The organism is Dasania marina DSM 21967 (assembly GCF_000373485.1).
Classification (GTDB): domain Bacteria; phylum Pseudomonadota; class Gammaproteobacteria; order Pseudomonadales; family Dasaniaceae; genus Dasania; species Dasania marina.
Genome location: NZ_KB891575.1, coordinates 135,162 through 152,234, shown reverse-complemented (window position 1 = coordinate 152,234; position 17,073 = coordinate 135,162). Strand labels below are relative to the sequence as shown.

The 17,073-nt window shown below is 48.5% G+C and carries 11 protein-coding genes; 3 read left to right on the top strand and 8 right to left on the bottom strand.

Annotated elements, in window-relative coordinates:
* Positions 1–14 precede the first annotated feature (14 nt).
* The 3 genes from B067_RS0100595 to B067_RS0100585 form a co-directional block, all read right to left on the bottom strand.
* Entirely contained in the window at positions 15–2,303 is a 2,289-nt protein-coding gene (locus B067_RS0100595) for a TonB-dependent receptor (RefSeq protein ID WP_019528099.1), read from the bottom strand.
* Between the two features lie 58 nt (positions 2,304–2,361).
* Complete coding sequence (locus B067_RS0100590; RefSeq protein WP_205619929.1) at positions 2,362–3,825, bottom strand: aldehyde dehydrogenase family protein; 1,464 nt, start codon at positions 3,823–3,825, stop codon at positions 2,362–2,364.
* 172 nt (positions 3,826–3,997) lie between these two features.
* Positions 3,998–5,677 carry a flavin monoamine oxidase family protein gene (locus tag B067_RS0100585; protein WP_019528097.1) on the bottom strand — a complete coding sequence of 560 codons (1,680 nt, stop codon included), beginning with the start codon at positions 5,675–5,677 and terminating at the stop codon, positions 3,998–4,000.
* Positions 5,678–6,048: 371 nt separating this feature from the next.
* Between B067_RS0100585 and B067_RS0100580 the strand changes: the two genes are divergently transcribed.
* Positions 6,049–6,714 carry a TetR/AcrR family transcriptional regulator gene (locus B067_RS0100580; protein WP_020700261.1) on the top strand — a complete coding sequence of 222 codons (666 nt, stop codon included), beginning with the start codon at positions 6,049–6,051 and terminating at the stop codon, positions 6,712–6,714.
* Between the two features lie 32 nt (positions 6,715–6,746).
* Here the strand turns inward: B067_RS0100580 and B067_RS0100575 are convergent, their stop codons facing one another.
* Entirely contained in the window at positions 6,747–7,928 is a 1,182-nt protein-coding gene (locus B067_RS0100575) for a hypothetical protein (RefSeq protein ID WP_019528095.1), read from the bottom strand.
* A gap of 168 nt (positions 7,929–8,096) precedes the next feature.
* Here B067_RS0100575 and serB point away from each other — a divergent pair, with 168 nt between their 5' ends.
* Positions 8,097–9,344, top strand: coding sequence for a phosphoserine phosphatase SerB (gene serB / locus B067_RS0100570; RefSeq protein WP_019528094.1), 1,248 nt, complete (start codon positions 8,097–8,099; stop codon positions 9,342–9,344).
* A gap of 73 nt (positions 9,345–9,417) precedes the next feature.
* On the opposite strand, the gene B067_RS0100565 is transcribed toward serB, so the two are convergent.
* The 4 genes from B067_RS0100565 to qhpR all read right to left on the bottom strand — a co-directional run bounded on the left by B067_RS0100565 (position 9,418) and on the right by qhpR (position 15,694).
* Entirely contained in the window at positions 9,418–11,499 is a 2,082-nt protein-coding gene (locus B067_RS0100565; protein ID WP_019528093.1) for an EAL domain-containing protein, read from the bottom strand.
* 105 nt (positions 11,500–11,604) lie between these two features.
* On the bottom strand, positions 11,605–13,392 hold the full coding sequence (locus B067_RS0100560; protein ID WP_019528092.1) for a hypothetical protein: 1,788 nt from the start codon (positions 13,390–13,392) through the stop codon (positions 11,605–11,607).
* A gap of 115 nt (positions 13,393–13,507) precedes the next feature.
* On the bottom strand, positions 13,508–14,536 hold the full coding sequence (gene epmB / locus B067_RS0100555) for an EF-P beta-lysylation protein EpmB (RefSeq protein ID WP_019528091.1): 1,029 nt from the start codon (positions 14,534–14,536) through the stop codon (positions 13,508–13,510).
* Between the two features lie 108 nt (positions 14,537–14,644).
* Positions 14,645–15,694, bottom strand: a complete 1,050-nt coding sequence (gene qhpR, locus B067_RS0100550; protein ID WP_019528090.1) for an AraC-like transcriptional regulator QhpR — start codon at positions 15,692–15,694, stop codon at positions 14,645–14,647.
* Positions 15,695–15,884: 190 nt separating this feature from the next.
* Between qhpR and B067_RS0100545 the strand changes: the two genes are divergently transcribed.
* A complete protein-coding gene (locus B067_RS0100545; protein ID WP_035801207.1) occupies positions 15,885–17,021 on the top strand; it encodes a DmpA family aminopeptidase in 1,137 nt (378 codons plus the stop codon).
* Positions 17,022–17,073: the final 52 nt, after the last annotated feature.

The window sequence follows — 17,073 nt, the reverse complement described above, 5'->3', positions numbered from 1 at the left end:
TCTATAAAGGCGTACTACCAGTTATACAGCGCTTCTATAGACCAGCTACGGGGTTGCCCAGGTACTAGCGGGTAGGTAACAACATCGTCGGTGGTAACACGGGCGGCATACTCTTCGTTGGCTAAGTTTTTGCCAGCTAGAGCAAGCTCCCAACGTCCCTCTACATCAGCGATAGATAAGCGCGCGTTTAGCAGGCCGTACCCATCTTGGCCTTTTGTTGCGTGATCTAATGGGCTGATAGTTGAGTCTTTAGAGACGATATCATCGCGCCAGTTGTAACCTAGCTCGGCCTCGGCCTCGTAAGCGTCGTTAAGCATCCAGCTGTAATTGGCTTGCAAGGTATAGCTAAAGTCAGGGGCAAAGGTTCTGTCTAAGCCGTCTAGGGTTTGGGTATTACCAGCGGGGTCGAATACCGGAGTTTTATCGGCTTCGGTAAATTTGGCGTTCAACCACGTAAAGCTGCCGGCTAGTTTTAAGCCCTCTACCGCTTGTGGCAACCAAATAATATCTAGCTCATAGCCTAAGTGTTCGGCATCGCCCATATTATCCAGCTTCGACAGCTGGGTGTTGGTGACATCACTTTCGATTATTATAAATCCTTGTACTTCCTGATAATCGTAAAAGAAGATATCACCGTTAACCCGTAGGGTGTTGTCTAGCCAATTGCTTTTAAAGCCTACTTCATAGGAGAGCACGCGCTCTTCTTTATAAGGTTGTACATCGCTTTCATAAAAGGCGAAGCCGCCAAAGAAACCACCGGATTTAAAGCCTTGAGTTATTTTACCGTACACCAGTACATCTTCATTGGGGGTCCAATCTAAGCCTAAGTGGCCAGAATAATTATTATCCAGTTCATAGTCGGTTTTTACATTATTAATAAAATAGCTAGGGCCGCCGAAGTTGTTGAGTGGATCTACGTTGTAATGGAAGACGTTAAAGATCTCTTTTTCTTCGTCAGTGTAGCGCAGCGAGCCATTGGCGGCCAAGTAGTCGTTAAGTTGGTATTTCAACTGCACATAGGTAGACCAGGATTTATTTTCCTGCTCAAAGCCTCTTTCGCTAGAGGTTTGGAAAAAAGGAAAGTCGGTTAAATCGCCTTTACGGTTATCGGATATCTCATCTTCGGCATAGGTGAAGCCCACTAACCATTCCAACTTGTTACTGCTGTTAGAGGTGAGCCTAAATTCTTGTGACCAAGATTTAATTTCGGCATCACCCTCTCTTTCATTTAAAAAGTTGGGCGCTTCGGCATCAAAATCAAACTCTTGTTTATTCTCGTAATCGATATAGCCAGTGATGGCGGTAAAGGTGGCAAAATCCATATCCCAGTTAATACGCATAGAGAGCGCCTGCCATGCGTTATCTAACTCATTAGTCGGTGGCGCTAACACTTTGGTGCCATCTTTGTTTTGCTCTGAGGGTAGCGGTAGGCTGGGATCTAGTACATTACCAAAGGTAAAGCAGCTATCCTCATCGGCCTTGCCATTAATGGCGGCCTGACAAAAATCACCGACCGCGTCGTATACCGGTTGGTTGTATAGCAGGGTGGTTTCGGAACGGTCGTAGCCGCCATCGATTTTAAATAGCACATCCACATTTTCGTTGGCTTGAAATAATAATTGTGCGCGGTAGGCACTAAAATCACTGTCGCCCCATTCGTCATCTTTAGCGGTGGCTAAAGAGTCCTGCCAGCCGCCGCCCTGGTGGGTGGTGGCCGCTAAACGTATGGCTACTTTATCGCTAAGGGCTGTGCCTACAGCGCCTTCCAGTGTGCTGCTATTCCATTTGCCGTAAGAGGCTTTCAGGTAACCGTTATTGCCATCTTGTAGTGAGGGGGCTTGTGAATGTATGAGTATTGCACCGCCGCTGGTGTTTTTACCGTAGAGGCCGCCTTGCGGGCCTTTAAGAATTTCTACCCGCTCTATATCAAATAAGCCTATACCGCCCATTACATTGGAACTTAGGTAAAAATCATCGTAATAAATGGCAGAGGCGGGGGTGTTGTTGGAGTTGAAATCCGCCAGGCCTACGCCACGTATAACCCAAGTGGGTTGGCCGGCACCGCGATCATCAAATAATTCTACGCCGGGTACAAATTCGATTAAATCTTGCACCGCATTGGCGCCGGATTTTTTTAATTCCTCCTGCGAAAAAGCGGCTACCGCAATCGGCACATCCTGTAGGCTTTCATTACGTTTTTGCGCACTGACTATGACTTCTTCTAACACGGCAGCGTGGCTTATGGGGCAGTTGATTGCGACCGCGGCGGTGATGGCGGCGGCTAAGCGTTTTTTATAGTGCATGGCTGTTCTCCATTATTATTGTGGTGTAGGTTTGCGTAAGGTTACTGCTTAGTTGGTTTTATTCGCCATAAAACCAATTTTCTTGCCGTTGCCTAGGGTCAAATTCCCAGTGCACGTGTTTGCTTTCTTGAAAGCTTTCTAAGCCTTCAGGGCCTAGCTCTCTGCTAGCTGTGCCGCTTTTTTTCATGCCGCCAAAAGGGGCCGCGACATTGTCGGGTAGAGTGTCGTTAATCCAAATGGTGCCGGCCTTAACCTCTTGGTAAAACTGACGAATAAGGTGCATGTCGTTACTCATTAGGCAGGCGCCTAGGCCGTAGTCTGTGGCATTGACATAGGCGATGGCCTCAGCAAAATCGTCATAGGGCATCACTGCCACTAGGGGGCCAAAGGATTCTTCGTTCATGCATTTCATGCTGTGGTTGGCGTTGCTAATAATGGTGGGCTGATAAAAAAATCCTTGCTCAAATTGCGGGCATTTTTGACCGCCTATTAGTAATGTCCCGCCCTTGGCGATGGCGTCTGCTACGTGGGCGTTGATTTTATGTATGCTATTTTCATCGCATAGCGGCCCCATTTGGGTGCTGTCATCATTGCCGTGGCCTACTTGTATATTTGTGTATACCGCAAGCAGGGCTTTGATAAATTGTGGGTAGGCTTGCCGCGGCACGTAGATGCGTTCCGTTGAGGTGCAGATTTGTCCGGCATTCCACAGTGATGAGCTGGCGAAGGCTCTGGCGGCCAACTGGATATCGGCATCGGGGGCCACCACGGCGGCGTCTTTACCGCCTAGTTCCAAGTGTAGGTTTTTAACCATGCCCGCGGTTTTTTGCGCGATTCTTGCGCCGGTTGCGGTAGAGCCGGTGAAGGCTATGGTGGGTACGTCGGGGTGGCAGGTGAGGGCGTCCCCCATTTTTTCACCTAGGCCGGTAATAATGTTGATCACCCCTTTGGGGAAATCACTAAACACCATTTTGGCCAGCATTAAGGTGGCCAGTGGTGTTTTTTCTGAAGGTTTAATGATTACGGTATTGCCTGCGGCGAGTGCCGGGGCAATCTTCCAGAACATTAACAGAAAAGGATAATTAAACGGAATAATGCAGGCGGTGACGCCATAGGGTTCTTTAATTACAAAATTAAACGCTGAGTCGTAAATGGGGGGTACCACACGGCCTATGCCGTTTTTTATCAGCTGCGCATAATACTCTATACATTCTATAGACCAGTCGATTTCGCAGCGGGACTCGAATAGGGTTTTACCTTGTTCTAGGGTTATTTGCTGAGCTAATGCTTCTTTATGCTGGGCAAGTTTTTGCGCCATGCCCTGTAAAAATTGACTTCTAACAGGCACAACGGTTTTTTTCCAAAGCTGAAAGGCCTGTGCTGAGGATTGCACCGCGAGTTCCACATCGCTGGGGCCGGCATTGGGTACCGTGTCTATAAGGGATTCGGTGGCAGGGTTGATAACAGGTATTTGTTCGCCGTCCTGAGCGTCTAGCCATTCGCCGTTGAGATACATTTGCATAAAATAATTAACTTGTATTGGTAGTAATGATTTAAAAAAGAGCCGCGCTAAAAGACTATTTGTTAGGCTGTAAAAACTATGCCGAGGAGCTGGGCCGCTTAGCGGCATAGTTTTTTTGCTGTCACTACTATTTTGAAAGAGCAAATAGTCTATTTAGCGAGGCTCAAAGGCCTTAATAGAAGGTGTGTAGTACTTCTATCGCGGCGCGCTCCCCCGAGCGTACGGCACCGTTAAGGTAACCATGGTCTTTGCTGTCGGTATGTTCACCGGCAAAGAATATATTGCCTTCCGGTTTGGCTGGCGCACCACCAAAGCTGGTGTACTGGCCCTGCCAAAAGCTAGAGTAAGAGCCTTTAGACCAAGGGTTAATCGTCCAGTCTGAGGTTAACGCTTTGCCATTAAAGGCGGCAGCAGTACCCGGGAAAACATTGTTTACGCTATTTAAAAAGTTACTGACATCATTGGCGTGTGAAACTTGGAATGGCTGGGTGCTGCTAAGGTTTAAGCCTTTGCTGCCCCCTAAGTAATTAGCCAGTACGCCTTTGCTGCCCGCTTGGTTGGAGGTTGGATCCCAGCTAACGATATGGCTGTCGGGGTCGGTTAGGGTGCTGCCATTACAGCTGATAATTTCACCGCCTACATTGATGGGGTTGTGCCAAGTGCGGCTGTTACATTGCACCTGTACTTTGGCGTTGTGACCCATGCCTAGCTCGTTGATGGCCTGACGTTTTTGCGGGCGGAAGGCATTCCAAATAGCGGGGGCTATATCGACATCGCGCAAGGTGGTGAAGGGCAGTGCCAATACTAGGGCGTCGCACACGGCGGAGCTGCCATCGTTAAAGCTGAGGGTGTAAGGGCCGTTGGAGTCACCTTGTATGGCGGTAAGGGCTTTATCGGTAACCACCGTGCCGCTGGGTAGTTCTTGTTCCATGCCGGTGATGAGTTGATCGGCGCCGCCGCGTATGCGGAAGCGTTCAGCGGCAGGCTGTGGCCTAGTGCCCATAATGCCCAGCATATTGAGAGCTGATTGCTCATTGGGGTCTACGCCTAATTCGCTTACCCCTAGGCCTAGCATTAGCCTGCCTATAGAGCTGTTGCGGCCTAGGCCTATTTCATCCATCCAGTCGGCGGCTAGCATATTGTCTAAGCGCAGGTGCTCTGCATTGTAGTTTTCGTAGGTGACTTGGCCAGGGTTGGGGGCGGCCTGTAGGGCGTTGTTAAGGGTTAGGATTAGCTCTATATCCCAGTCGCTGCCGATTTGGCTTTCGGTGTAGTACTGGCCATCCACATAGCCCATCCATTGCTTGCCGTCTGGGGGGGAGGCATGTTCGTCATCCAGTGTTAGCCCCAGTTTGTGGGCGAGGTTGCGGATTTCGGTTTGTGAGGTGTTGATAAACTCGCCACCCCATTCGGTGATCTGGCCGTCATCAAAATAACCTCTGGCGGTATAACAGCGGCCGCCTAAGCGGGTAGAGGCCTCGTATACGCTGATATTAAAACCGCTGCCTAGCTTATTGAGCCTGTGGGCGCAGCGTAAGCCGGCCAGCCCTGCACCTATTACGGCCACGCGCGGGTCAGATGACGAAGGTGGGCCGCCCTGGGCCTTAGCTGAAAGTGGCGATAATATACCGCCTGCAGCTACCGTTGCCACGGCCGCTGCTACGCCGGTTTTTTGCAAAAAGTTTCTGCGGTCCTGGTTTTCTAACTGCTGTTGTTTTTGTTGTTTTGCCAGAATTAAGGCTTGCTCGTCATGTATTTCTAAGGCTTCTTTGAGGGGAATGCCTTGCTGCTGGCCGCTCTCGCCTACATGGATGATCTTGCTAATAATCTTGCTAATGGGTGAATACGCCATACGTGTCTCCTGCTACTTGCTATCGTTATTGGTGTAAAGCAAAACGCTTATGGCGAGACAGCTATTAACACACCACAAACCCGACCCTTTAGTCGGGCAGTATTTATACTATCTGGATTATTGTGTGTCAATACGCTTTTTAAAGATCATTGTTTAGCCGTTTTTAATGTTTTCTGGGCTATTGTAAGCTCTTATTTTCTTGCTTATGACTTGTAAGTCGGCTTTGTGCGTGTTTATTGCTGCCTAATTTCTGTGTGCTCAGGGTCGGATTATACGGCTGAGTGTATATCTGCTTGGCTTTAGCAGAGCTTATGGGGCAGTATTGGCCTGCATTACAGAGTGGTCAGTTAGCTTGGCGGTGACAGGAGTTTATGAGTGAAGGAGGTAGCAGTTTGACTAAGATGGTGTCTGAGGACTCTTCGAAAGAGATAAAAGTGAGAAAAAAGCCTTCGCAGCCGCGGGGGATTAAAACCGTTGAGCGCATCTTGGCGGCCACTAGGGAGATATTGCAAAGCGAAGGAGTGGATGGCTTTACCATGCAAAAGGTAGCCGAGCGCTTAGGTATGTCTAAGGGCTCGCTCTATGAGTACTTCCCCAATAAAGAGTCGATCATTTATCTGATTGCCGACCAGTGGCTGGATTCTCATAAAGACAATTTTCTGAGTAACTCGCCCCATGAAAAACACTACGATAACTGCATGGCTTGGTTGGAGCAGGTGGGGCGAGGCACGGTTGCGCTCTACGCCAACCAGCCTGGCTTACCTGAAGTGCTGCACGTATTGCGCACTAGCCCGGAGCTGCATCAGCATGACTTGAAGCATGATCAGTTTGTTGTTGAACAGTCGGCGGAGGGGTTTAAATATTTTTACCCGGATGTTGATGAGGTGGAGTTACAGGCTTTGGCGCAAACCTTGTTTACTATGTCGCATTACGTGCTGATAGATGTCTATGTTAGGCATGTGGCTAATAGCGAGCAGGTGATTAAAAATCTCAAGTTTGCAGTTTCTGCCTTGTTGTTGCGGTTGATAGATCGTTAGAGGGGCGTTGCTTTTTTTGTGATACGCGCTAACTAGTTGCGCTGAAACTGTAATTGCAGGGCGCTAAATTGGCGCTCTATCAGCTCATTATAGGGCGGGCTAAATTCTATGCCGCTACCGTCGCGGCCTTCGGCGGTTTCTATGCGGCCATTGACGCTGGCATGTTCTAGTATGCTTTGATCTATGCTTAGGCGCTGCTCGCCTATTTGTTGTTCACAAGCCTGGGCAATTAATTGCTGTTTGCTAAAGTCGTCGCTGTGTTCGGCCATGCTGACGCTGGCATAAAATACAGGCTTGTTGTTGTCGCTGGAAAATAATTGTTCAATAATTTTTCCGCAGCACAGGGCTTTAAAGGGATGATCGTTTTCGTCTTTGTTCTGATAAAAGCTGGCGCTAAAACTATAGGGTCTGGTGATTTCAACGCGGCCGTCGTAGAGCTTGCCTATGGTGTTGAGTTGTTGCTGATAGTGTTTTAGTTGCTGCTGGCTGAGTGTCGTTTCGTGGCTTTCAAATTGTATGTGTAGTAGGGCTAGCTCGTTGCTGCAATTTTGCAGTGGCGCCGGGTTGGGGCCTTTTAAGGTTTGCTGTATCAGTTGCTGTAGTTCGTCTTCGCCGCTGTAGGGTAGGTTTTTTCGGCGGGTATTAGCGGGATAGTTAGCTGCGGCGATAAGTGTCTGTAGTTCATTAAAGAGTTGGCTGAGTTTGCCGCCTAACCACAGGCATAATGCATAGCAGCAGGCGCTGAGTAACAGGCTTAGCAAGAGTAGCTGTAGCAATAAACCATTGGCGCGGGCGTCAAAGGGATGGTTGTTAATTACCACTAAGCTGTGGCCGGCAATGCTGTCTTGGTAGTGTATGGGGGCCATATAGGCTTTGCCGTCTATGCGTTCCCCCGCTTCGGCTATGGGTTTGTTTTCTACATTGTAAATAGCGGCTTGGTGTATGGCTTCGCTGTTGGCTAACTCGACTAATAGTGACTGTAGGCTGAGGGTGTCGCCCTGCACTAACGCTGGCCTGGCGCTGATCGCCAGTTGTTGGCTGAGCTGGTTACCCAGTTGCTCTAGGTTGGCGTTGTTAAGCGCCTGTATAGATTGTTGGCTAATAGCAATCAGCGCTAGGCAGCTGCCTAGGCAAAGCGCTGCACCGCAGGCGGCCAACTTGTTGGCAAAAGGTAGTTTGCGTATAAAGGGTTGTTGAAGTAGTGAGCTAATCAAAATAATGCGACAACCGGTTGCTGCGGGGGTTTATTGTTATATGGCGAGTATAAACTATGCCTTGTGGCAGGGCAGCCATTTTTTGGCGCAGCCGAATATTTAGCGTGGATAGCGTTTGTTTCCTCCGCTACAATGGCGACATTCTCTGTGTTGTGTGGATACCCCTCTGTGAAAGAAATCATTCTGATTAATATTGCCGGCGATGATAAGCCCGGCTTAACCGCCTCTATTACCGGCATACTCTCGACCTATGACGTTAATGTCTTGGATATAGGTCAGTCGGTTATACACGACACGCTGTCCTTGGGGATATTGGTGGAGGTGCCTGCCGCGGCTGAATCCTCGCCTATATTAAAAGATATTTTATTTAAGGTGCACGAACTGGGTTTTTCGGTGCGTTTTTCGCCTATAGATATAGAAGATTACGAGCACTGGGTGCAGGGGCAAGGTAAGGCGCGTCATATTATTACCTTGTTGTCGCGGCAAATTACCGCGCTGCATATCTCGGCCTTAACCGACATTGTCGCTAAGCACGATTTAAACATCGATCGCATAGAGCGCTTGTCGGGCCGGGTATCGCTAACCCATGAAAACAGCGAAAAGAGCAAAGCCTGTGTGGAATTTTCGGTGCGGGGCAGCCTGGCCGATATGGCGAGTTTTCGCGGCGAGCTGATGCAGTTAGCGAATAAGTATGATGTGGATGTGGCGATACAAGAGGACAATATGTTCCGTCGCAACCGTCGTCTAGTAGTGTTTGATATGGACTCCACCTTGATAGAAGCTGAGGTGATAGACGAGCTAGCCAAGGCCGCCGGGGTGGGCGAGCAAGTGGCAGCGATTACCGAGCGGGCCATGCTAGGTGAGCTAGATTTTATCGCCAGTTTTAAAGAGCGGGTGGCGCTATTAAAAGGTTTGGACGAAAGTGTATTAGCAGGCATAGCCCAAAATCTGCCGATTACCGAAGGTGCCGAAAAGCTAGTCAGCACCTTAAAGCAGTTGGGCTATAAAACCGCTATTTTAAGCGGCGGTTTCAACTATTTTGGTCGTCACTTGCAGCAAAAATTAGGCATAGATTATGTCTACGCCAATGACCTAGAAATTGTTGATGGCAAGGTAACCGGTAATGTAACCGGCACGGTAGTGGACGGTGCGCGCAAGGCCGAGCTATTACGCGAGATCGCTCAGCGCGAAGGTATTAGCCTAGATCAATCAATAGCGGTGGGTGACGGTGCTAATGATTTACCTATGTTAAGCATAGCCGGTTTGGGTATCGCTTTTAGAGCCAAGCCCTTAGTAAAAGAATCGGCCAAGCAATCTATCTCAACCTTGGGCTTAGATGGTATTTTATATTTGCTGGGGATAGGGGATCGCTACGCTATAAAAGAGCAGCCGCAAGCGGCAAGTGACAAGCTGTAAGAAAAAACAAAAAAAGCTTGCTGGCTGTGAGGTCGTCTCCAGAATTTTGCAGCTTGCAGCGCCCTGCGGGCGCTTAAGCTATATCCGTAAACTCGTGGTCCATTTCTGAGCTGGGTCCAGCCAAGTAATCCCCTTGGATAAAATCTGCGCCTATTTGCCATAGCACTGCTAGGGCTGAGGCGTTTTGTATATCGGGGATAATGGCTTTGCAGTTATTTTCGTTAATGCTGCTCACCATGGCTTTGAGTGCTTCGGTGTCATTACTGCTTTGCAGCTGTTCGGCGTAAGCGTTGCTGAGGCGCACATAGTTGGCGTTGGTGTGTTTTAGTAATTTGATGGGCTCGTCACTGCTGCCAAAGTCATTAACCGATAAGCGGCAGCCGGATTTTTGTAAGGCTTCAGCAAAACTAATGGCGGCGCTTAAGTTATTGTTTAAATCTTGCTCGTCAAATTGAAAGGCTATAGCTTCGGCGGGTAGGTCGCCGGCTTTTAAGGCCACGCTCAGCCAGGGGATTAAACCGTCATCGTGCAAGGCGTGGGCACTTAAATTAATTAACATGCATATGTTTTGGCCTTTGTCGCGCTCTGCGGAAAGCAACTTGGTGGCCTCTAAAATAATCCAGCGATCCACCCGTGTGTTGGTGGCTTGAAAATTAAGCTGGTTTAAAAATTTATTAGCGGGCAATAGCTGCTCGTTCTCATCTTTGTAGTTGACCAGTACTTCGTAGTGGTCGCCACTGCTGCCCCGCAAGCTGACTATAGGGTGGAATAGTAGTGAGAAGAGGTTGTCTTCCAAGGCCTCTTCTAGCATTTGATCCAGTTCGATATCGCCGCTGGCGTCGCCCACTGACTTACGTTCTCGTTCAGGGATATGGATTTTTGCGCTATTGCCTATGTGTTTGTTATTAGCCTCGCTGCGAATTTGCTCGCAGGTTTCAAAGGCACCATCGATAATACGATAAGGGTCTGAGGCTTTACCGTCTAAAGCGACTACGCCTATGCTTACGGTGCACTGCAGTGATTGCCCGCGCACTTCAATAATATGCGCCTCTATGCTTTTGCATAGCGCTTCGGCTAGTTCTAGAGCTTTTTGTATGCCGGTATCTGATAACAGTATGGTGTAGCCGTCATCGCAATAGTGGGCTAGGCAATTTTCTTGCTGGGTGTGGCTTTGTATATGTTGGGCTATATCGATAATCACCGTCTCTATACTGCTAATGCCTATGCGACGGCGCAGCGAGCCAAATTGGTCAATGCTGATAAACATGGCAGTGCTGATAGTGGTGCCAGCAGCAGCTTGTTTAATATGGGAATCTAGCTGAGCAATAAAATAGTCGTGGCTATAGAGGCCGGTAGCGGGGTCGTGATCCATGCTGACGGCATTTTCACCGCCATTACTTTGTTGCCCTATGGTGAGCTGTACGCATTGTTCGTCGTCGTAAGCTGCACGGCTGAGTTGCACATGGCTGTCAAAGTGTTCGCCATTTTCTTTGCAGCCAGAAAAATTAAACTGGGTGCTGTCATCGCTTTTTAATTGGTTTTTTAATAAGCCCTTAAACTTGTCTTGATCGCCGTCGGCAATCATGTCGACTATAGGCAGGCAATCCAATTCCTCGGGTGAACTGTAACCAAATATTTCTGCAAACAATTGATTGCTGCCGATGATCATGCCATCAGAGATATAGGCAATGGCGTCCTGAGATTGGTCCAGCAGCATTTCGCAGCGCTGTTCGGCTTCGGCCAAGTGTTCGCTTAAGCTGTGATTTTTGCGAACAATATTGTGCCTAGAGACTTCCCTGAAGGTGGCGTGGCACAGCCTGGCATGGTCGCTGGGGTCTATTACATCGCTGGCGCCAGCCTCAAATAACTCGGCGAGGTTGCCGCTGTTCTCGCGCAGAATAATCACCGGCAGGCTGAGCTTGGCTTTTTTACACTGCTCTAGGCATTGCTCGGGTTTTATTTCGGGATGGTAGTCATCGGCGATCAATAAATCCCAGTCATCCTTGTCTTTGAGGGCGGTAAAAAGCTCTTCTGCAGATGCAGCTCTATGAGCTCTGGCTACGCGGCCGGCATTGCGAAAAATGCTAATGAGTTGTTCGCCGGCATTATCTGATTCATTAACCAGTAGCAGCTTGATGGTGCTTTTTCTTGCCATAATTTCTAATAATCACCGTTTTAAAAACTATTATCTTTGAAGCTAAAGTTAATCACAAAGGGCGTTTATTATTTTTGTGAACGACTTAAAGCTTGCTTATTGTGTTTATAAATTATTCCACAAAGAGTCTAGATCTCCGTCATGCGTAGTGCCGGGTGCAGCTTTTTTACTGTTGCTAGCTACCGAGCTAATTTTTCTAAATTCAAAGCGGTTATAGGCGCCGGTTTCATTGAGTTTTTTGGTAAGTTGAATTTGCACTTCTTTACCCTGCTGGTTGAGGGTAACTTTTTGACCTTCTTTAAAAGGTACTCTGGGCGTGATAAGCGTAACGGGTATGTTGAGGCTGGCCATTTCAGGCAGTACTAGCACGCGTAAATATTCATTTTGTGGCCCGGTTTTTTGTACTATGCGCGCGCCATAAGGCGAGGCGGTGGGGCTGATTAATTCTAGCCCTAGCTGGGTGCTCTTATCGTGTTGGTGATCTATCCAACGGATGACCCCTACGCTCCAGTTGTGGCCGTGGGGTTCTTGTATGCCGACGATTTCGCCGGCCTTAATCGATATGGGGTTGTCATCGGGCCATTCTATACAATAGCCTTTAGGGCTGGAGTTGAGTGCGCTAACCTGGTGGTCTTTATACTTGGACGTTTCTTTATCGTCTTGCAGGCTTTTGTTGATATGAAAATCTATAGACTCCATGGCGACATTGGTTTGGCCTACATTAGATTCGTAGGGGCTATCCCATACATCTTTATGCCGGGCTTCTATGGTTGGTGGGCGCATAAAGCGGTTGGTTTTTTCCATCACGATAGAGCCGGAGTTGCTATCTGACAGCAGGGCCTCAAAACTCATTTCACCAGAGGAGAAGTGATGGGTAGAGCTTAAGCCCACGCTGATATTCAGTTCGTCATTGCTCTCTAGGCGCATAAAGGTGCGCTTGCTCATTTCGCTCCAGGCTAATAGCAAATGACCCAGTAAATCGTTGGAAATAATAAAGGCGCCGTCAGTGATCATAAGCCCGCTTTGTTGCTGCCTTAGGTTTTCAATGTGCTGAGTAAGGCGGCGGGTATCTAGGCTTAGCCAGTTGCTATCGATAGCAGACTCGTAGGCTTCCCTATACAGCGGTGAGGAATCCGACAAGGGGTTAATTACAAACAGGCTGTCCTGACTGGCATGCTCTATTTGGCAGAGTTCCCCCCAGCGAGTAAGCGGTGCTAGTAAGTGCTTGAAATCTTCCTGCCGTAGCTGTTTGGGTTTGGCTGCGCCTAGTAATAAAGCGCGTATATAGCCATTAAGCACGCTGCCGTCGTTAACTTCTTTGTCGCTAACAGGGGTGTTAAGCGCATTGTGCTGTTTGGCGAGTAGATAAAATTGATGTAGTTGCTGCCACAGTTGTTTTTCTGCCGACTCATACAGTTGGTAGTGGCGTACTAAGTTGAGCGTGCTTTCAGTAATGGCGCGGTATAGCGATTTGGCGATCAGCTGTTCGGGCTTGCCGCCGACGATGCGCTTGCCCAGTGCTGACGCATGGCTGGCGACTATGGTATAGCCTATGACCATTTGCTGGTGCAAGGTATGGCTGAGGTTGGCGACCTGTTTGGACTGTTTGGGTAGTATAATAGGTTGATTTAAATAGTGCTTGCTTAGCGAGCGGCTAACAAAATGTATTTGCGCGCGCAATTGTTCCAGTATTTTAAAGCGTTCTTCGGGCAGCAATCGCACACGATTAAGTTCGCTAATGGCTTGAAATAATTGCCTAGTTGTTTGCCCTATATTGGCTTTAGGGAGTTGCGCTACCCACTCTATAACGGCGGTTTCTTTGCATGTAAAAAAACTAGAATTTTCCAAGTCTTGTCGAGGAACTCTAATTCTTATTTGATCATCACTGCTCATAAGGCGCTATTACAATTTTAAATGGGTCATTAGGCTAAGCATCAAGTGTAGCAGAGTTCGCTAACTTGTTGATATTTCGATAGAAGAATCCGCTTTTTTGACCTTATAAACAAGCTTAATGTGCAGGGATGGGGGTTTTTGAAGCTTGTTGGGGTAATTCCCTTACCAATTTAGGCACTAAGTAGCCGGGCAGCTTGGCCCGCAGTGACTCAATCAGGTCTATGGCGTGGCTTTCGGCTACATCAAAATGGGCCGCCCCTTGCACCTTATCAAGCACATGTAAGTAATAGGGTAGTACGCCCATAGCGAAGAGTTTTTCGTTTAGTGCCTGCAGCGCTGCGCTGTTGTCATTGACCTGCGCTAGTAATACCGACTGGTTGAGTAAAGTAACGCCTGCCGCCTTGAGCTTGGCCATGGCTTGCTGTACGCGGCTGTCTAATTCGTTGGCGTGGTTGCAGTGAATCACAAACACGGTTTGTAAGCGGCTGCTGGTGAGCAGGGTGACGAATTCATCGCTAATCCGTTCGGGGATGACCAGTGGCAGGCGGCTGTGAACCCGCAGGGTGTGCACATGGGGGATGGCGGCTATATTTTCGACTAGCTCGGCCAATTGCTTGTCACTGGCGACCAGCGGATCGCCGCCGCTAAGTATCACCTCAGTTATGCTGCTGTCGGCGGCGATATAGTCCAGTGCGGTTTGCCACTCCTTGCGGCTGGGGTTGTTATCCTCATAGGGAAAGTGACGTCTAAAGCAGTAGCGGCAGTTGATGGCGCAGCCGCCGCTCACCACCAATAGCACCCGGCCATGGTATTTGTGTATCAAGCCGGGGTGGGGGTTGTTGCTCTGCTCTTGCAGGGGGTCGGCGATAAAGCCCGGTTGCGCTAGCAGTTCGGCCCCTTGTGGCAGCACTTGCAGCAATAAAGGGTCGTTCCAGTCGCCGGGCTGCATTTTATCGACAAAAGCCATGGGCACGCGCAGGGAAAAGTCCTGGCAGGCCGCTAGGTGTGCGGGCATATCCTCGGCTTGTAGGCCCAGCAGGGCAAATAGCTGGGCAGGCTCGCGTATCAGTGTTTTCAGCTGTTGTTGCCAGTTAGCGGTTGCTGGTTTTTTGCTCTGCCAAATTAAGTCGGTAGGGGCTGTCATAGATGTACTGCTCATAGCCAGCTGTGGCCAAGGTTAGGGCTTAAACGCTTAGCATTATACCAAGATAAGCATGGAGGCTAGTAGTCGTTGTGGTGGGCTGGGTGTGGATTAGCCGTTATCTGACGGTTGGGCGCGGTGTAGCAGGCGAAATTCTAAGGGGGGGTGATTGGTCCAGCGGCGAAAGGCGCGGGTAAAGGAGCTGAGTTCGGAGTAACCGAGCATAAATGCGATATCCAGCAATGATAAGTCTGTTGCCTCTAGGAAATTGGTGGCAATTTGTAGGCGTATTTGCTCTAGCATTTCCTTAAAGCTAAGGTCGTATTTTTCCAATCGTCTTTGCAGGGTTCGGCCACTCATATGAAACTTCTCGGCGATTTCATTGATATTAGGTGGGCCATTGCTCAGCGATTCGATAATGGCGTCCTGTACCTCATGTAGCCATTGGTCGTTAGGGGCAGGAATTTTAAAACTGAGCAATTGCTCTAAGGCGTCTTCTAAAGAACTACTAAGTTTTAAGTCGGCACCAGCGATGGCTGTGTCTAATAGCGATGAGTCAAAAACGATTTTATTGGTTGGGCTACTGAAGAAGATTTTATTGCATAGCAATCGTTGATGTTCGCTTATATCTGTGGGCTGGGGGTGTTGCAGGTGTACTTCTATAGGCCGCCAAGGCTTACCTAATAGTGCGGAAATAGTCGCAACAAAAGCCATGATTGTCATTTCAGAGTCTTGTCGACTGGGAATGATTTTTTTAGATAATATTCTATAAGATAAATGAATATTGCCGTTATTTTCGCTGAGCAGCATTTCGTTGTCACTTTGAAAAAGTTTGTAGTAGCGTGTAATTATATTCAAAGCATCACGAATACTTTTGCTATTCATTTGTGCGTAACCTAAAACGCCTAAATCTTGTAGTTCGATATTTTCATAATAATGTAAGCCAATATTTTCGTCGCCGGTAAAGCGTGCAGCTTCTTCCATCATCATTTGAAACGTGGCCATGGGTAAGATGGTGTCGGGCTGTGTTAGTGAGTATTTTTGTAGCGAAAGCTGTGTTAAAAACTGATCCACATCAACGCCTTTCCCGCTTAAAAAATCGATTAATATTTTGGAATAAACGGTACTGATAATAGGCTGGTTTAAGTTGGCTTGGGGCATGGTATGTAAGCGCTTTGCGCAAAATGCGTCATAAGTTGTCGTGGGGCGTCAATGTCACCGTTAGATTATTCTTTCATAATTCAACCTTACTAAATAGTAGTGCTGATAACCAACGATTATTTGGTAACTATAGCAGAGAGCTACAGCATGTGATTAATAAACAGTGCCCCGCTTTTATGAGGATGTTGAAATGAAAAAAGTTGCCCCCCCAAGAGCTAGAGATTTGGGCTTGCCATTAGAGGGGACGCCGGGAAAATGGAATGCCATTACTGACGTGTCTGGCGTAGAGGTGGGGTATTGCACTTTGAATAGCGGGGATGGCCCACTAAAGGTAGGTAGTGGGCCGGTCTATACCGGCGTGACAGCAATATTGCCTAGGGGCCGACAAGAGCTGCCTCGGCCGGTATGGGCAGGGCTTTATGATTTGAACGGCAATGGTGAGCTGACGGGCTCACACTGGATAGAGGACGCAGGCTATTTTATCAGCCCTATTTGCATAACCAATACGCATTCCGTAGGTATGGCTCATCACGCTACCGTCGGCTGGATGTTGGAACAGCATAAGGACTATTTTGAGCAGTATCACTCTTGGGCCATGCCGGTGATTGCCGAGACTTACGATGGCTTATTAAACGATATTTGCGGCCGACATATTAAAGAAGAACATGTTTTGGCAGCGCTAGATTCCGCAACTACTGGCCCTGTGGCTGAGGGGAACGTGGGCGGCGGTGCTGGTATGCAAAGCTATGAGTTTAAAGGTGGCACGGGTACCAGTTCGCGTGTGGTAGAGGTGCAGGGCACACAATATACGGTGGCGGCTTTGGTGCAATCAAACTTTGGTTTGCGGCCGGAATTTTCCGTATGTGGTGTGCCGGTGGGCCAGCATATTACTGAAAACGCCATTATTACTGAAAGCAGTGGCCATGAGCAGGGATCTATAGTGGTTATTATAGCTACCGATGCGCCATTACTGCCCGCTCAGCTTAAGCGTTTAGCTAAACGTGGGGCCTTGGGTATAGGGCGTACTGGCACCTATGGTGGCCATTTTTCTGGCGATATTATGATGGCTTTTTCTACCGCTAACGACATCATTATGCCGCCATTGGGGGCAGAGCAGCCCACCAGCTTTAATCTTGAGTGTTTGAACGATGCTCACTGCGACACGCTTTACTTGGCGACCGTGCAGGCGGTAGAGGAATCAGTGTTAAATGCCATGATAGCGGCAGAGTCAGTGGCAACTATAAAACCTGCTGGTCGTGTTTTAGAGGCTATAGACCACGATGCCTTGTGTCGTGTAATGGCTAGTTATTCTAGATTGCGTGAGTAGTAATACTTTTTTCTGGTCTCCTTGGCAGCTTCGGCTGCCTTTTTTCCATCTG